Origin of the sequence: Paenibacillus sp. GCM10027630 (genome assembly GCF_042676305.1) — a bacterium.
Lineage (GTDB): Bacteria > Bacillota > Bacilli > Paenibacillales > NBRC-103111 > Paenibacillus_S.
The window spans coordinates 43618-58671 of the sequence record NZ_JBHTGY010000026.1 but is presented as its reverse complement, the minus strand read 5'-3'; the positions used below and the strand labels follow the sequence as shown (position 1 = coordinate 58671).

Annotated in this window: 17 protein-coding genes; 3 read left to right on the top strand and 14 right to left on the bottom strand. The window is 47.1% G+C overall.

The window, feature by feature from the left end; all coding sequences use genetic code 11:
• Nucleotides 1-488: 488 nt before the first annotated feature.
• Nucleotides 489-1442 carry a phosphotransferase gene (locus ACFQ0C_RS12030; RefSeq protein WP_379367003.1) on the top strand — a complete coding sequence of 318 codons (954 nt, stop codon included), beginning with the start codon at nt 489-491 and terminating at the stop codon, nt 1440-1442.
• Between the two features lie 140 nt (nt 1443-1582).
• On the opposite strand, the gene ACFQ0C_RS12025 is transcribed toward ACFQ0C_RS12030, so the two are convergent.
• Nucleotides 1583-1810, bottom strand: a complete 228-nt coding sequence (locus tag ACFQ0C_RS12025; RefSeq protein WP_258215885.1) for a cold-shock protein — start codon at nt 1808-1810, stop codon at nt 1583-1585.
• Between the two features lie 116 nt (nt 1811-1926).
• Between ACFQ0C_RS12025 and ACFQ0C_RS12020 the strand changes: the two genes are divergently transcribed.
• Entirely contained in the window at nt 1927-2283 is a 357-nt protein-coding gene (locus tag ACFQ0C_RS12020; protein ID WP_258215884.1) for a bleomycin resistance protein, read from the top strand.
• A gap of 52 nt (nt 2284-2335) precedes the next feature.
• On the opposite strand, the gene ACFQ0C_RS12015 is transcribed toward ACFQ0C_RS12020, so the two are convergent.
• The 8 genes from ACFQ0C_RS12015 to ACFQ0C_RS11980 form a co-directional block, all read right to left on the bottom strand.
• Complete coding sequence (locus ACFQ0C_RS12015; protein WP_379367000.1) at nt 2336-2653, bottom strand: YolD-like family protein; 318 nt, start codon at nt 2651-2653, stop codon at nt 2336-2338.
• The gene (locus ACFQ0C_RS12010) at nt 2653-3921 is read right to left on the bottom strand and encodes a DNA polymerase IV (RefSeq protein ID WP_379366998.1); all 1269 of its coding nucleotides are present in this window, start codon (nt 3919-3921) and stop codon (nt 2653-2655) included. Before ACFQ0C_RS12010 ends, ACFQ0C_RS12015 begins: the two co-directional genes overlap by 1 nt.
• 6 nt (nt 3922-3927) lie before the next feature.
• Nucleotides 3928-4305 carry a YhjD family protein gene (locus tag ACFQ0C_RS12005; RefSeq protein ID WP_258215881.1) on the bottom strand — a complete coding sequence of 126 codons (378 nt, stop codon included), beginning with the start codon at nt 4303-4305 and terminating at the stop codon, nt 3928-3930.
• On the bottom strand, nt 4302-4508 hold the full coding sequence (locus ACFQ0C_RS12000) for a hypothetical protein (protein WP_379366996.1): 207 nt from the start codon (nt 4506-4508) through the stop codon (nt 4302-4304). Before ACFQ0C_RS12000 ends, ACFQ0C_RS12005 begins: the two co-directional genes overlap by 4 nt.
• A gap of 98 nt (nt 4509-4606) precedes the next feature.
• Complete coding sequence (locus ACFQ0C_RS11995) at nt 4607-5701, bottom strand: GerAB/ArcD/ProY family transporter (protein WP_379366994.1); 1095 nt, start codon at nt 5699-5701, stop codon at nt 4607-4609.
• Between the two features lie 28 nt (nt 5702-5729).
• Nucleotides 5730-5954 carry a hypothetical protein gene (locus ACFQ0C_RS11990; protein ID WP_379366992.1) on the bottom strand — a complete coding sequence of 75 codons (225 nt, stop codon included), beginning with the start codon at nt 5952-5954 and terminating at the stop codon, nt 5730-5732.
• Between the two features lies 1 nt (nt 5955).
• Nucleotides 5956-7167: a Ger(x)C family spore germination protein gene (locus ACFQ0C_RS11985; protein ID WP_379366990.1), complete on the bottom strand. Its 1212-nt coding sequence runs from the start codon at nt 7165-7167 to the stop codon at nt 5956-5958.
• Nucleotides 7164-8693, bottom strand: a complete 1530-nt coding sequence (locus ACFQ0C_RS11980) for a spore germination protein (RefSeq protein ID WP_379366988.1) — start codon at nt 8691-8693, stop codon at nt 7164-7166. The genes ACFQ0C_RS11985 and ACFQ0C_RS11980 overlap by 4 nt, the downstream gene beginning before the upstream one ends.
• A 157-nt stretch (nt 8694-8850) precedes the next feature.
• On the opposite strand from ACFQ0C_RS11980, the gene ACFQ0C_RS11975 reads away from it, so the two are divergent.
• Nucleotides 8851-9531 carry an SOS response-associated peptidase gene (locus tag ACFQ0C_RS11975; protein ID WP_379366986.1) on the top strand — a complete coding sequence of 227 codons (681 nt, stop codon included), beginning with the start codon at nt 8851-8853 and terminating at the stop codon, nt 9529-9531.
• 30 nt (nt 9532-9561) lie between these two features.
• Here ACFQ0C_RS11975 and ACFQ0C_RS11970 read toward each other — a convergent pair whose 3' ends face one another.
• The 5 genes from ACFQ0C_RS11970 to ACFQ0C_RS11950 form a co-directional block, all read right to left on the bottom strand.
• Nucleotides 9562-10470 (bottom strand): nucleoside hydrolase, encoded by a 909-nt coding sequence (locus ACFQ0C_RS11970; RefSeq protein ID WP_379366983.1) that lies wholly within the window; start codon nt 10468-10470, stop codon nt 9562-9564.
• A gap of 35 nt (nt 10471-10505) precedes the next feature.
• On the bottom strand, nt 10506-11327 hold the full coding sequence (locus ACFQ0C_RS11965) for a carbohydrate ABC transporter permease (protein ID WP_258215873.1): 822 nt from the start codon (nt 11325-11327) through the stop codon (nt 10506-10508).
• Entirely contained in the window at nt 11324-12217 is an 894-nt protein-coding gene (locus tag ACFQ0C_RS11960; protein WP_379366980.1) for a carbohydrate ABC transporter permease, read from the bottom strand. Before ACFQ0C_RS11960 ends, ACFQ0C_RS11965 begins: the two co-directional genes overlap by 4 nt.
• Nucleotides 12217-13485, bottom strand: a complete 1269-nt coding sequence (locus tag ACFQ0C_RS11955; protein ID WP_379366978.1) for an ABC transporter substrate-binding protein — start codon at nt 13483-13485, stop codon at nt 12217-12219. Before ACFQ0C_RS11955 ends, ACFQ0C_RS11960 begins: the two co-directional genes overlap by 1 nt.
• An 81-nt stretch (nt 13486-13566) precedes the next feature.
• Nucleotides 13567-15036 (bottom strand): response regulator transcription factor, encoded by a 1470-nt coding sequence (locus tag ACFQ0C_RS11950; protein ID WP_379366976.1) that lies wholly within the window; start codon nt 15034-15036, stop codon nt 13567-13569.
• Nucleotides 15037-15054: the final 18 nt, after the last annotated feature.

Below are 15054 nucleotides of genomic sequence, written 5' to 3'. Positions count from 1 at the left end.
TATCGCCTATATTAGCTGTAGCTTTTCCAGCTATATTAGCTTCAATCGATATCCAGGCTGGATTAACGGGAGGATTTCCATCTATTGTCCGGCAGCCTTCCGAAAATCCTAGTTTCCTCTAGAATGAAAACAACCTTTGATCATCGGTTTTCACGCCATCACTTAAGCAACACAGAAGGGGCAGCCCCTAGTAGCTAAAACTACTTTTGGAGCTGCCCCTTCTGTATTTAGATGCATCATTAAAGCAAGCATTTCAATTTACCTCCATATATACTCTCGTTCCCAAAGCCGGTATATCGTATAACGTAGTCAGCCTATCGGACGTTTTTCTCAACCGAACATTACGCATAAACTGGAGCGAGGAAAAATCCAATATAACGATCGTCCCTATCCCCTTTTTATTCCATTTGAAATAAGATAGTCATACACCTCCATATCGTGGCTGAAAGGAAGAGATTAACATAGTCCATATCCCAGCTGTACATACCGTGTTCCAGAAAGAGGAGCTGTTCAATACTATCTCCAAGCTTTATAACATTGGAACTCCAATTTCGAGCCGATTTGTTATGAACGGCCTCAATGACACCTATATAGTTGAAACAAACCAGGGGGCGTTCGTTCTGCGCATCTATAAACATCAATGGCGATCCGAATCAGATATCCACTATGAACTGGATTTTCTAGTACATCTGCATCACCATGGAATTCCAGTTTCTACACCGATTCCACGGCTTGACGGCGGATGGTTGACGGAGCTTGAAGCGCCGGAAGGGCTGCGGTACGCGGTATTATTTACATTCGCCCATGGAAAAACGAAAGTGGATGTGCAGACGAGTCGAATATTCGGGCGATCGGTCGCCCTCCTGCACCGGGCTGCAGACGAATATATGCCTCTACACAGCCGGTTTTCGCTCGATGCGAAGCATCTGCTGGATGAACCTGTTCAGCACATCCTCCCTTTTTTGCAGCATCGTTCGGATGATTACGCCTTGGTACAAGAGGTGACCCGTCGTTTAAGGGGCTATCTTGATGCGTTGCCTGAGGGTCTGCTCGACTGGGGGGCTTGTCACGGAGATTTGCATGGTTGGAACGTTCATTACACGGATGCCGAAGCGCTGACACATTTCGATCTTGACTGCTGTGGCAGGGGATGGCGTTCCTACGATCTCTCTGTTTTTCTATGGTGCCGGGTCGAATCCCGTACTAAGAAGGAGGAGTTCAAGGATGAATGCTGGGATGCTTTTCTCGATGCGTATATGAAAGAACGCCCTTTACAAGAGGCTGATCTTGTAGCGATTCCAATCTTCGTTGCAGTAAGACAACTATGGCTGATGGGGCTGCATACAGGAAATAGCGCCATCTGGGGCGCTTGGCAGGATGACAGCTATTTTGACCGAAAGCTCAAGTTTCTTAATGCTTGGACTAAGGCATATTCGTTGTAGCGACAAAGAATTCCCACAAAGTGGGGTCTTGATTCGAAGTTGGTTCAGATACTTTGCGGGGAGCCCGGAATATAATTCTATATAGGCAAAAAAAGCTGCATCGCGGCAGCCCTTCCCAATAATTCCCTGATATAAGGTTGTTAAGAACGACCCTTGCCTACAAGAAACTTTTTGTTACCTTTTTTATGTACAACCGGCACGTGTTTATAGCTCCGCACCATTGGATTTTTACATAAAGGACAATCCGGCAAGTCTTCTTTAACAAACTCCTTACGCGTCCATGCTTTGCACTCAGGTTGTTTGCACTTCCAAATCTCTATCTGTTCCAATTCTTGCTTCTGTTCCTCATCTAAAGTCGTGGTTGCCATCGTTCAATCAGATCTCCCTGCATCAATTTCTAGACTACTTATTATGATACAGAAGAGGTCAATTAGCAAGCCCCAAGTACTAAATAACATTCTTTTAAGGAAAGTGGTGGACCTATATGCAAAGCTATATTCACTGTCTAATACCTATCTTACCCGTGAACGATGTCAAGGCGTCTCTTGAATACTATCGGGACGTGCTCGGCTTTGAAGTAGCTTCGGTATGGGATGAGGACGGGTATGCTGTAGTACAATGCGGCGATATCGAGATTCATTTGGATAAGCAAGATCATTTTGCCGTATACAGGTCCCATTCTTATCTCTTTGTGGAAAACGCCGATGAGATTTATGACCTTTATAAGAGCAAACATGTAGAAATTATTCAGGAAATTGAGTCCAAGCCTTGGGGCGTAAGGGAGTTTACCTTTCGGGATATCAACGGGCATATGTTTAGAGTCGCTCATGGAGAGAAGTAGCAGTAGACTGCTTACCCATAAACAAACCTCTCTTTAGCCTATCGAAGCTATATTATTTACAATCAATGATCTCTGATAAATTTATCCATTTTTGTCCCATCCATATTCTCTGATTCAACACATCAAATTTGCTTATATATCCTGTTACGACATAGCTTTGCGTGGGGTGAAACAGGGTAAGCGCAATTTCCTGCCGCCCCTCGAACGCTTCCCGCAGCGTATTGTTTATGATCTCAAGCTTCTGCTCGTCCAGGATCGGCATTCTCTTGATATCAAGCTCCTTGTTATGACGGTTAATCCGGTCCTTATGCTCGGGCAGCATCATCCGGCTGCTCTCCCACATGCCGTTGCCTTCCAGTTTTTTTCTCATTATTTCCAGTGCCCTCCGATCATTTTACTTCTTCTCTCCGCCTGCCCGGCGTTCGTTAATGAGGATGCGCGCATAATCGCTGTGTCACCGAATCTGTCGCGGATCAAATCGGTTTCCCGCTCCAGCTTCCGCAGCCGTTCGCTGTCGTCAAAAAGCGTCAGCTGGTAGCTATCAGCCGGGACGAGCGATGAGAGCGTTACGCCGACCTTGCGAATAGGCGAACCATCCCAATGCTTCTCGAAAATTCGACAAGCCGCCTCGTAAACATACTTGGTGATATCCGTAGGATCCGGAAGCTTGGATTGCCGATAGAAGCCGGTCGGGTAATCAAAATCAGCACCTTGTGCTCCGGCTGACACCACCCACCCCATCTGCCCCTTGCATCTGCTCCGGCGGCATACCAGATCAGACAATTCAAGCAGTACGACACGCAAGTCATCCATAGTACGAAAATCGATGGGGAGCGTCATTTGGTGACCTATCGCCTTTTGCACAGTTCCATGAGTAAATGGACTGACTGGGGCATCGTCCATTCCATTGGCAATTTTCCAAAGCATTTCAGCATGAATGTCACTCTGCCTGCCCATACGTTTGCGCAGCATGATCTTGAGCTCATTTAGCGGTACCCTCGCTAATTCGCCGATAGTACGGATGTTCATACGTTCAAAATGGGCCGTCATCCGTGAGCCTACCATGAACATCTTATTCAAGGGATAGTTCCATAGCATCTTCGGCATATCCGCTTTACTCATCTGGTGTAACCCTGTATCGTTCTTCTTCGCTATATTATCACAGGCCATCTTCGCGATCACTTTGTTCTCGCTGATGCCAATGCGGGTATATACGCCTGTATCATTCCACACCTTGGCTTGAATAGCCTTGGCAATTTGCAGTGGGCTGCCGAACAGGCGAATGCTGCCGGTAAGGTCGGCGAACTGCTCGTCAATGGAATAGGGCTCTACCAAATCGGTATACGACTCAAGAATTTCCGTAATTTGTGACGAAACATCGATATATTTCTGCATTCTCGGCTTAATAATAATGAGATCCGGACATTTGGCGATCGACTCTTTCACCGACTCCGCGGTTGTAACTCCAAACTTCTTGGCAAGGGGGCAAGCAGCAAGTATGATACCGCGGCGCTCCTCTGGATTTCCCGCCACGACCAGAGGCTTATTCTTGTACTCCGGATGCGCCGCCTTCTCTACCGAAGCGTAGAAACTTTGACAATCCGCTAAAAAGATCACTCGCTGTTGTTTGCTTCCCATCGGTCCTCATCCACCATCCGTTAAAATAATCCCCAAATACTGACTGCCCTTCTGCAAAATTTCCGTCCGCACCTTCTCCCACTGAAGCAGCAGCTTATGATCATAGCCGCGGCATTTGAACCTGGCCTGTATTCCCTCGGCTGCACGAACTTCTTCAACTATCTTGATACCGCGCTTCCGCAGCTCTGCCTTCAATTCCATTAATTCAGAGTGAGCGCTGTCCTGTGCCTTGCCGAGACTCATGATGTAGAGAATATTCAGCTTCAGCTTAATTTGATTGATCTGGTTGATATCCCGTTGAAGCACATCGAGCATGACAGGCAGAATAATCCCCATCTTAACGAATTGAAGCTCTTCGAGTGTAAGTAGCGGCGCTTGTTTCATATAACAGACTTCTCCGTGGGCGCAACGGCCAGAATACAGCTTATTTTGAATAGACGCGGCGCTTTCCGTTCATAACAGTAAGCAACGGCATGTTCATGGCTAAGCGAACGAAGCTTAATCAACCGTTTGGAAAACTTACCGGATCGGTCCACGTAGATAATCTCCACCATACAGCCTACATACCTTAATAAATCAATGCTCATACAAAACCACCTCGAATTAAGAACTGGTGTTCGTATTTTTATTATATACCGAACAGCCCGTTCTTATGCAAGTGGAATATATATACATTTACTTTTCTTTAGAATAGATGGGCAAATAGCCGCTTCTTGATCGAGGCAGTGATATAGACGAGGCAGGGGAATACCATATATCCCACAAGAATATATATAGTCCCCGTTGTTGATACGAAGGAGGCCAGAACCTGGAAATCCCTTGCTGACCAGAAAGAGGCTACCATCACCAATAATCCTATAGGCAACACGATCACTTTGTAGCTTTTCAATCCTAAACATTCCGTGCATCCAATAGAGATCGCATAATAAAAAACACTGATTTTGATAAAAGCGGCCAGCACCCATACCATCATCAGCATAGCTTCCACATGTTCAAAAAAATCAGCCAAGCTGATGTACCTCGCCGCCATGAATACCGGGTAATTGTAATACGAGGAGCTGTCGCCCAGAAGCATGAACACGAGGCTGTTTACAGCAAGCATCATCACCCCTACTCCCGTTACGGAGAGAACTCCCCATTTCAGTATCTTCTTCTCATCTTTGATCCGCGGCAAGAAATAGATCACCAGCGTGAACTGGCAGAACCAGCCTTCCACTACAATCGAGCCTTTCAATAATGGCCTCATGCCCTGCTCAAAAACCGGAAGAATCTTATTAGGAGTCAGCTCTGGTATCAAAAATATGAAGGTTAGCAAAGTAAAAAGAAGCCCTACAGGCAGAAAAATTTGACTGCATCTGGCCAGTACTTCCACCCCCTCCCTGACGACCCAGGCGCATAATAATGCCATGCTTCCCGTGATCAGCAGCAAAGGTGTTTTGAAGAAAAAATTGCTAAGAATGAAATCGCTGTAATCCCGTATGACGATAGATAAAATATGGATTTGAAATAGTAAAAAAAGCAAACCGAATGTTTTGCCTAGCAGCTTGCCAAATACAAGCTCCAGCAGCTTTTGAATAGAGCCCTGCGGTGAGATTCTGTATAGCCTCACAGCCAGCCACACGATGAAATAGCCGCCGATAGAAGCAACAATGGGCGTCATCCACATATCTCTTCCTGACAAGCTTGTTGTAATAGAAGGCATGAGCAGCACCGATGAGCCCAGCACGCACTGAAACATAAGGAAAGCCAACTGCAAGCAAGATATTCTGCCTCTATCCATCTTTCGCCTCCATATGTCCATATAAATTTTAAGGCTGTATCAGCTTGCCGAGCGGCTTATACAATGCATCGATCCACTGAGTTGGACCAGGCATTTCCGGATAAAACACAAGGATTAGAGAAATCGACCCGCTAAGGCCCAGCAAGCCTAAATAAATGAGACTCGCCCGCTTTTCATTTTTCAGTGCTTTTCTGTCTATCCACCACATCAATCCGCCAATGATTCCAAGTATCCATACAGAGTTTCCATTCATCCTATCGCTCCTTCTGATTTAACGAGGGGATATTTTTGCTCATAATACCAGGACGAAGTATGTGGACGTAAATAGTCAGCTCGATATCAATCTCAGAAAAGCTCTCTCTCCATTTCATCTTCTCTTTATTCCACTGACGCGGATACTTTCGGTGAAAAGCTTCCCCGATCCCGAATACATCCGCGCCCATACCCTTTTTGATTTTTTCAAGTGCGCCCATTACCCGACTTCGAATAAGCTCACTCGCTTTTTCCTCGATTAAGTGCATCTGATCCGGTTTCATCAAATCGAGACTGGAGGTGTTCTGCAGCACATCCCCTTCACATTGAATAGAAATGGTTAACCCCCATTTACCGTTTGCATTAATGTGGGGTTGCAAGCGGCTCTCATTTCTCGAAAGGCTGATCGAGACGTTTCCGGGCACTGATGCTGGAACTACGGTTATCGTTGTTTTTTTTATTTTATTGGTTAACCAAAGCACCCCGCGTGTCAAATTATTATCTACATTGCCTACCATTTTTCCCTCTTTAAAGATGGCTAAACCTTTGAAATAGGGAGCTGCCGTATTGCGCACAAAGTTCTCATGCGACATGGCCGAGCCGCTCAGCACATAGGGAACATAGAACGTTTGCCCTGGGGTCTCCACGATCTGTTCAATGACATCCCTCAGATCCACTTCCGTGCTGACCTCCGTCTTGGACAACTCGCGGAGAGCTTCCATTGAGCTGCGCTCCAGCTCGGGAATAACCCTCATGACATCGATGGCTTTGCCTTCCGAAACATACATATCCGCTCGCTCGCGCATTTCAACATAGCGTAGAAGAAAATCCAAATCATCCTTGACTCCAGCTTCAGCTCTCTGTTTGCCGAACACAAAAATTTTGTTATGTCCCCAGAACAGCCTCCTCGAAAGACGCTCCTGAAGATGGGATACGGCATCAGCAAGAGATGTCCCCTTGGCGACACTAACCAAGGTTTGCTCCCCCCTTCCACTTGACTTTCTGCTATCCTGCGTCATAACAGAGGAATTGCCGCTTGCTGGAATGAACACCTGAAGGGAGAGCTCGACTTCATTATGAGCCCCCTGGTCGATGCCCGCCGCCAGAATGATCGCCATATCATTCACTTCCATCCGATCCCAACAGCCTGAGAGCAAGCAAGAGGCTGCACCTATAACGAGCAGGAGCATACTGCGGATTCCGGTTCCTTTCATCCCTGATCACTCTCTTCTTTAACAGGCGGAGCAGGCTTCCCACCTTTGCCCCGGCGCTCCCCACCCCCTGATCTTGTCAAACGAGGCCTTCTGGAAGGCGACCATGCAGGCATCCTTAGCAGCACATCCTGCCATTCCTCCTTCATTCCGGGCCCAAGAGGAGACAAATACGGAAGACCGAAGGAGCGAAGCGAGCTCAGATGAATGACGATCGCAATTACGCCCAGCAGTAGTCCGAGCAGCCCTAATAATCCAGCCATCAGCATGATCGGGAAACGCAGCAATCGGATAGAAATGCCCATCGTATAGTGCGGAAGCATGAAGGACGCAATTCCGGTAATCGCCACTACCATCACCATAGGAGAGGATACGAGGCCTGCGGATGTTGCAGCCTGCCCAATTACGAGCGCACCGACGATACTGACGGCTGCACCGACCTGCTTGGGAAGGCGGACGCCCGCCTCGCGTAAAGCCTCGAACATAATTTCCATAATAATGGCTTCCATCAACGCAGGAAACGGAATCTCTTCTCTTGATTTAGCTACGCTGAGCAATAACGCGGTAGGGATCATTTCCTGATGATAAGTCAGAATGGCCACATAAGCAGAAGGAAGGAGCAGAGCCACCAGCAAAAAGAGATAGCGGAGCCAGCGAATGGCTATAGAAATCATGAACCGCTGGTAGTAATCCTCGGGCGACTGTACCAGCGAGAAAAAACCAATAGGAGCAACAAGCACAAACGGCGTCCCATCCGTCAATATTACCGCTCTGCCCTCCAACAGCCCCGCGGTAGCCGTATCGGGACGCTCGGTAGCCATAACCTGCGGGAAGGGGGAATAGGGCTGATCTTCAATAAACTCCTCGATATTCCCGCTTTCCAAGATACCATCCACATCAATCTTCGAAAGCCGGTCCTCCACTTCCTTAATAAGCCCGGGCGCTGCCAGCTCTTCCATATAAGCGATCATGACGCGAGTTTTACTGTAACGGCCGACTTCTACTCCTTTCATTTTCAGCCTGGAGTCACGCAGCTTTCTGCGCAGCATGGCCGTGTTGTCGGTCAATGATTCTGAGAAGCCTTCTCTCGGACCTCTTATAACGGATTCCGCTACAGGATCTTCAATCGCTCTTTTTCTCCATTTTGCAAGAGAAAAAGCATGTCCCTCCGTCATTCCATCGATCAATAAAACGGGATTCCCGTTAGTCACCTGCTCATTCAATTCGGTGAACGTACATACTTCCTTGAAACTAAAATGAGCGATCTCACTGCGGATCGCTCTTTCCAAATCAACACGCTCGTCGTAATCCTTCTCCAATGAGCTTACCTGATGCCTGATTTCGTTCAAACGCTCGTCATCGGTAAGTCCATCAAAGTAAACAAACAATCCACGCAGCTTATGCCCGAAAGAACATTCCAAAAAAACCATATCACTGCATGTATCGTACAATTGATGCAATCGAAGCGAGTTTTCGCCAAGATAGGCAGATATTGGATCCATAGAATTGGTTGAAATGTCGCTCATCATGAGGTTCCCTTTGGATCTTCAGTAGTTAGTATCTGAAGGGTTCCCATTTTTGCCCATAAGTATGTATTCCATAGCCAAATCGATCCTTGCGTACAATCCGGTAAAGTTTTAACCTGTTAGTAAAATCGCTTATACTGAGTAAAAGGAGGTGTGCTCCATGTGCGGAAGGTATACAATCACGGTAACACTTGAGGAGCTCATGCTAAGGTTTCATCTGGATATGCCCACCATCAAATATCACATCCCAAGATATAACGTAGCTCCCATGCAGCAGGTAATGGCGATCGTACATGACGGCGAACATAACCGGATCGGAGAGCTTCGATGGGGATTGGTTCCTTCATGGGCCAAAGATGCCAAATCGGCCGCTTCCATGATCAATGCCCGCTCCGAAACGCTGCTTGAGAAGCCGGCTTTCAAAAGCCTCATTCATCGGAAACGCTGCTTGATTCCTGCTGACGGGTTCTACGAATGGAAGAAGGAAGGCACTGCCAAGCAGCCGATGCGTATCGTGATGAAGGAGCGCGATATATTCAGCATGGCCGGATTATATGATACCTGGCTGAGCCAAGACGGCACCAAGATCAGCACTTGCACCATCATTACAACCGCACCGAACCGGTTGGTGGAGCCGATTCACAATAGAATGCCTGTAATTCTGCGCCCTGAAGATGAACAAACATGGCTGAACCGCAGCAATCAGGACGTCGGGCTGCTAATGTCCCTATTGAAGCCGTATGATGACCGTGAGATGTCCGTCTATCCCGTATCAAGCACGGTCGGCAATGTGAAGAATGACTCGGAGGACTGTATCGAAGAGGTTCCAAGCTTATTTTAGCTGCTTACTATGGCTTGATAAAGCCGCATATTACGGGTACTGGACCAGCAAATCCTCCATCAGCTTCTCCAGTTCCCGTAAGTCCATACTTGGCATTAAATAACGATGCCCTTGATCCGGGGATGCTACCCATTCGCTTTCCCCGTCAGCTCTTACTTTCACACAACCGGCAGGACTCGCCTCCCAGTACCCGGCAAGCCCGCGAACCCCATACAGCACTGCGGTTAAATCCCAGCTGTTCCGGCTTCCCTGCCGTCCCAAGTACCATTCATACGATTGGCGTACCGGATTGTGCTCGGGGGTTTCCAGAAATAGCCGCTCGCCCGTCATCAGTTCATGTCCGATCTCAAAGCCGCTGAACATGATCGGCGTCGGCCATTGCTCCGCCACAAGTCTCGCAGATGGAGCATCCATCTGAAAATTCCATTCCATCCCCGAAGGAAATGTCCCTCCCATGACAACGAGCTCCGCAACCTTCCGGGCAGCCAGCTCCCTTCCGCTTAACGGGCATAACGAGTCGGGCTGGGATTGCAAAAGATGGCGCAGGTTGCGCAAAGGACCAATCGCAACAATTACGACACTGCCATCCGTCTCCGCCGCCAGAAGCTCCCGAAGCAGCACGGCCGCATCCTCCGGTTCATGTCCTTCCCCGTATGGATTAGGGTGTGTTTCGCAAATACGGCGGTTGTATTTATGATACTGCTCACCATCCAGAAAGCCCTGATCCTTCAGCGTTCCAATACGTATATCAGATCGGCCGTAATATCGGTTGATGGCGTCTATGCAGCCTGCCCCCCAGGGGCTGGAGGTACAATGGGTGATGCCCAGAATCTCAGCCTCTCCGCGGCTTGCCAAAGCGTGCAGTACAGCGAGTGCAGCAGCATCATCGCAATCCGGACCTATGTCGGTATCCAGTATAATTTTCACCGGTTTGATCATAAATTAGCCTCCTTTAACTTGGTATCCTCTATGCTTTATCCTTTCATAGCCCCGCCAACGAGACCTTTAATAATATGCTTTTGCATGACAATAAAAAACACCAGAATGGGCAGCAGCACTAGAACAGTTAATGACATAAAGGATGGCCAATCCACACTGAATTGTCCTCTCGCCTGATAAATTTCCAATACCAATGTCGCTTTTTTTCTCGTGTTAAGAAACAGCATCGGGGCAAGAAAATCATTCCATATCCACATCGTATGATAGATAAGGGCTGTAGTTGTGATAGGCCTTAATAATGGGAGAATGATAACCCAGAAAATCTTTCCTACCGAGCAGCCGTCAATGATAGCAGCTTCGCCCAATTCCTTAGGAACGGTTCTCATATAACCCATAATTAGAAAAAACGAGAACACCGAGCCCGATGTATAAAACACGATAAGCCCGCTCATTGTATTAACTAAATTCAAGTCCCGCATAAGCTCGAACAATGGAATAAGCGTCGATTGAAAGGGAATCAAAAAGCCGCATAACAAGTAATACATGGCGATTTTCATCCATTTGCTCGGATTATACACGATAGGATAGGCTGCCATAGCACCTATAAGCACGATCAATAAGACCGAGCAAGCCGTAATGAACAAGCTGTTAAAAAAGCTCTGAAACACCGGCGTCTGCGCAAATACTTGCTTATAATTTTCCAGCGTGAACGCCCCAGGCAGCGATAGCGGATTTTCATTGGCATCCATCGATGTCTTAAACGTATTGATCACCATATAATAAAATGGAAACAACGTAACCAGGCAAAACGGCAGCATCAGCACATCAAGCAGCAGCAGCTTCCGGTCCTTCTTCATTGCAGGTTTTCCTCTCTTTTTTGCATTTTACCGAACTGAACGAACGTAATAAGCAGGATACATAGAAAGAATATGATCGACATCGCCGACGCTTTTCCGTACTGCAATTCCGATACCCCACGTGTAATAATGACTTGGGTAACTGTATACGTCTCGTAGCCTGGGCCTCCCTTGGTCAATGCAAACGGGATTTCAAACACCTTCAAGCTCCCGGTAACCAGCAGCATAACACTGACGGTCATGGCCGGAGCCAGCATCGGAAGAGTGATGAATCTGATTTTCTGCCACCGGCTTGCTCCATCAATACTTGCTGCCTCGTAATAATCCTTCGGAATGGACTGCAGAAAAGCAAGATATAGAATCGCATGCCAGCCGGTACTCGACCATACATGGACGATAACCGATGAAATTTTCGCTAACAGAGGGTCCGACAGCCAAGGTACAGCCTTCATGTTAAACAGAGCATGCAAAATCCGGTTAGCAACTCCTGATGAAATAGGAGATAGAATAAAGCCCCATACATACCCAAGCAGCAAGCCGCTTGGGATGGAGGGAAAGAAGAAGATGGCACGCTGCATATGTTTCGTATACGAATTCAAATCCAGCACTAACGCGAGTGGTATCGCTAATAAAGTAATGACCACAACAGAGAACAACGTATAGAACAAGGTAAATAATAAAGCGGAAACAATGGCGTCATCGCGAAAAACCTGCACATAGTTGTTGAAGCCGACAAATGCCATTTGTTTGCTCATCCCATTAAAATTGGTTAAGCTGTACACGAATGTTTTGACCATCGGGTAGACGGTAAACAAGGTATAGGCAATAAGTGCAGGGACCAGGAAAATACCATATTGAACATGCCGGGATATGGGGGCCTTGAACATCATTATTTGCCTTCCATTTCCTTGAACTTTTTATCCAGAGATTGTGCGGCTTGCTCCGGTGTTATTTTGTTCAACAGCAGATCCTGCAATGAAATGATATATTGATTGCGGATCGCCTCCGTATGCTTCCTCCACTCCGCCATCGGAATGTAGGTCCGGTTGCTTAACAATCCTTTGTAGGCGGTTTCTAGCGACGGATGCACCTTATGCTCGAAGCCTTTGGCCGTAATAATTTGCCCTGTGCCTTCATAATAGGCCTTCAAGCCTTCCGGGCTGGATAAATAGTCCAAAAACTTCAACGCCGAGTCTTTATTTTTCGTCTTGCTGTTAATAGCGTAAGCAATACCAGGCGCTCCAAAATAATATTCACTGCCCGCTTTCAACCCCGGAACCGGTATCATACTGTATTTCAAATTCGGATTTTGCTTGTCGATCGCTCCAATATTCCAAGGGCCGCCAAGTATCATCGCCGTCTTTCCGGCGGAAAACTCGCTGACCACCTGATCACCATTCAAACCGACCATATCGGAAGTAATGAACCCGGTTTTCACCATTCCTTCATGCCAGATTTTTATGGGTTCGGTCCATCCGTCCGCATACTTCTTCTTGCCTTCGAGGACCTCTTTGTCAAAATTGGCATTTTGCGTAAGCGTCTGCGAAGCAAACAAGGAGGTCACCATGTTCACCGCCGCGTCCTGCGTGTTGTTGAGAATGGGCGTGATGCCTGCGGCTTTAAGCTTACCGGAAAGGTCAACGAGCTCCTGCCATGTTTTCGGCTCGCCGGCAATGCCCGCTTTGGTGAACAAATCCTTGTTGTAAAAAATACCCCCAACCCATGAGGACTGCGATAAAGCATAAACCTTGCCATCCTTCGAGTAGGCCTTTTTGTTATTTTCCGCTATCCCCTTCATGAAGGGCTCATTAGTAATATCCAGCGTATAGCCTCCGTCAATCAGATCTCTGTTTTCCAGCGCCATAACGAAGAGGTCCGGGCCGGAGTTGGTAAGCAGCAATGTTTTCAGCTTCTCGATATAGTCCTTTACTGGCGGCGCATATTGGAAATCGAACGTGACATTCGGATATTTCTGCTTAAAGCCATCGACAACCGGCTTCATCTTCGTTTCATTTTCCCATGACAAAATACTAAGTGTCACCTTATCACCCGCTTTGGGCGCTGCACTCCCTCCGCTCGGTTCCCCGGATGTACTGCATCCGGCGGCAGCTGTAGTCAGCAAGCTCAAAACAATCGGCACAGACCATAATCTCTTCATTCTTTTTCTATCCCCTCTCGTTCATGTAAAAGCGCTTACAAGATTGATCTTACGCAATATGAACGATAAATCCCATTGATATTATTGATTTGTTGTTGAGGATTCTTGCGTATGCTTGTGCTTATAATCTCTCGGTCTAATCCCGTAATATTTCTTAAACGCATTGCTAAAATGACTTTCGTCCGGATACCCGACCTTTTGCCCAATATGAACCACTTTGTAAGAAGTATAAAGCAGCAGTTCTGCTGCCTTCTGCATACGCACCGTAGTTACATAAGACCAATAGCTGACGTCAAATTCGCGTTTAAACAACCGGCACAATTGATATTTATTCATAATAAATTTGGCTGCCATACTGTCCAATGATAAATCCTCGCTGCAGTTCGACTCTACATACTGTTTGATTTGATGAATCGTATCCTCGGGGGCAAAAGAAGGCTTCGTCATACTCCCGATGATATCCACCATGTATTGCGAGAACAGTTGCTGCAGCTGCTCCAGTGTTTGTTGGGCTTCCAGCATACTCACAGAAAACTTCGCTTCATACCCCTGCTTCTTGCTTAACATCATAAATAGTAAATGACAACAAATTTGGTAGACCGCCTCAGGCTTCACCTTCTTATCACGAAAGGCGGCGAACATAGTGCTGACAGCTTTTTCCCATGCTTGTTCCGAATAGTCCAGCTCTAGCTTGGCAAGCATGCCTCTCACCATTTCATCCGTTTGATGTTGAGTTAGAGTTTCCGTAAACATCGATTCCGAATAAACGTACACACCGCCGCCCTCATAGAAGCCCATCTTGGCAGCCGATTCGCATTGCAGCAATCCTGTTACCAATAAATCGGCTTGTCGTTGAACGCCGCTAATACCAATGACCGCGCTGCTCGGTAATCCGTTCTCATACAACCTGGCTATATCGCTTGCAGCTTGCTCCTCCGTCAGGCCATGAATGATATAAGCTTCAGCATTATTTATTCGCACTGCAAATTGGCATGGGCTTGTCGGGAGCAAGGATACCGCTTGGCCTGCTTCCATGTCCGGCTCTTTTACATATACACATAAATATCCGTTGACAGCCAAAGCTTGAAAACCGATATGGATCAATTGTGAGGTTACAGCGTCCATCGTTTTAAAGCGGCATACTTGAGCAATCAAACCTTCCAAATGATCCCGCGTTTCCCTCTCAACCTCTTTGCGCAATATTTCAACCGCTTGACTTACCGCCACAATATCAATGGGCTTCAATAAGTAATGCTGAACACCGAATTTCATCGCGTCCCGGGCATATTCAAATTCGTCATGTGCGCTTAAGATCATCGTTTTTGGCTTTTGCGGCAAATCCCTTATCTCTCGCAGAACACCGATCCCGTCTAACATAGGCATTTTCAAATCCAAAATCAGCAGCTCCGGGGACAGCTCCGCTATAAGTTCGACAGCTTCTTTTCCGTGAAAAGCGTGATGCACCTCCGTTATTCCAAGCGACTTCCATTCGATCATTTTATGTAAAAATTGATGGGTCGATTGTTGATCATCTGCAATTACCAGCTTCAAGAGTGCTCGACTCCTTCC

What these genes read in the sequence shown, in the direction of transcription:
- ACFQ0C_RS12025 (WP_258215885.1), bottom strand. Translation starts at nt 1,810, where the DNA reads ATGGCAACCACGACTTTAGATGAGGAACAGAAGCAAGAATTGGAACAG.
- ACFQ0C_RS12020 (WP_258215884.1), top strand. Translation starts at nt 1,927, where the DNA reads ATGCAAAGCTATATTCACTGTCTAATACCTATCTTACCCGTGAACGAT.
- ACFQ0C_RS12015 (WP_379367000.1), bottom strand. Translation starts at nt 2,653, where the DNA reads ATGAGAAAAAAACTGGAAGGCAACGGCATGTGGGAGAGCAGCCGGATG.
- ACFQ0C_RS12010 (WP_379366998.1), bottom strand. Translation starts at nt 3,921, where the DNA reads ATGGGAAGCAAACAACAGCGAGTGATCTTTTTAGCGGATTGTCAAAGT.
- ACFQ0C_RS12005 (WP_258215881.1), bottom strand. Translation starts at nt 4,305, where the DNA reads ATGAAACAAGCGCCGCTACTTACACTCGAAGAGCTTCAATTCGTTAAG.
- ACFQ0C_RS12000 (WP_379366996.1), bottom strand. Translation starts at nt 4,508, where the DNA reads ATGAGCATTGATTTATTAAGGTATGTAGGCTGTATGGTGGAGATTATC.
- ACFQ0C_RS11995 (WP_379366994.1), bottom strand. Translation starts at nt 5,701, where the DNA reads ATGGATAGAGGCAGAATATCTTGCTTGCAGTTGGCTTTCCTTATGTTT.
- ACFQ0C_RS11990 (WP_379366992.1), bottom strand. Translation starts at nt 5,954, where the DNA reads ATGAATGGAAACTCTGTATGGATACTTGGAATCATTGGCGGATTGATG.
- ACFQ0C_RS11985 (WP_379366990.1), bottom strand. Translation starts at nt 7,167, where the DNA reads ATGAAAGGAACCGGAATCCGCAGTATGCTCCTGCTCGTTATAGGTGCA.
- ACFQ0C_RS11980 (WP_379366988.1), bottom strand. Translation starts at nt 8,693, where the DNA reads ATGATGAGCGACATTTCAACCAATTCTATGGATCCAATATCTGCCTAT.
- ACFQ0C_RS11975 (WP_379366986.1), top strand. Translation starts at nt 8,851, where the DNA reads ATGTGCGGAAGGTATACAATCACGGTAACACTTGAGGAGCTCATGCTA.
- ACFQ0C_RS11970 (WP_379366983.1), bottom strand. Translation starts at nt 10,470, where the DNA reads ATGATCAAACCGGTGAAAATTATACTGGATACCGACATAGGTCCGGAT.
- ACFQ0C_RS11965 (WP_258215873.1), bottom strand. Translation starts at nt 11,327, where the DNA reads ATGAAGAAGGACCGGAAGCTGCTGCTGCTTGATGTGCTGATGCTGCCG.
- ACFQ0C_RS11960 (WP_379366980.1), bottom strand. Translation starts at nt 12,217, where the DNA reads ATGATGTTCAAGGCCCCCATATCCCGGCATGTTCAATATGGTATTTTC.
- ACFQ0C_RS11955 (WP_379366978.1), bottom strand. Translation starts at nt 13,485, where the DNA reads ATGAAGAGATTATGGTCTGTGCCGATTGTTTTGAGCTTGCTGACTACA.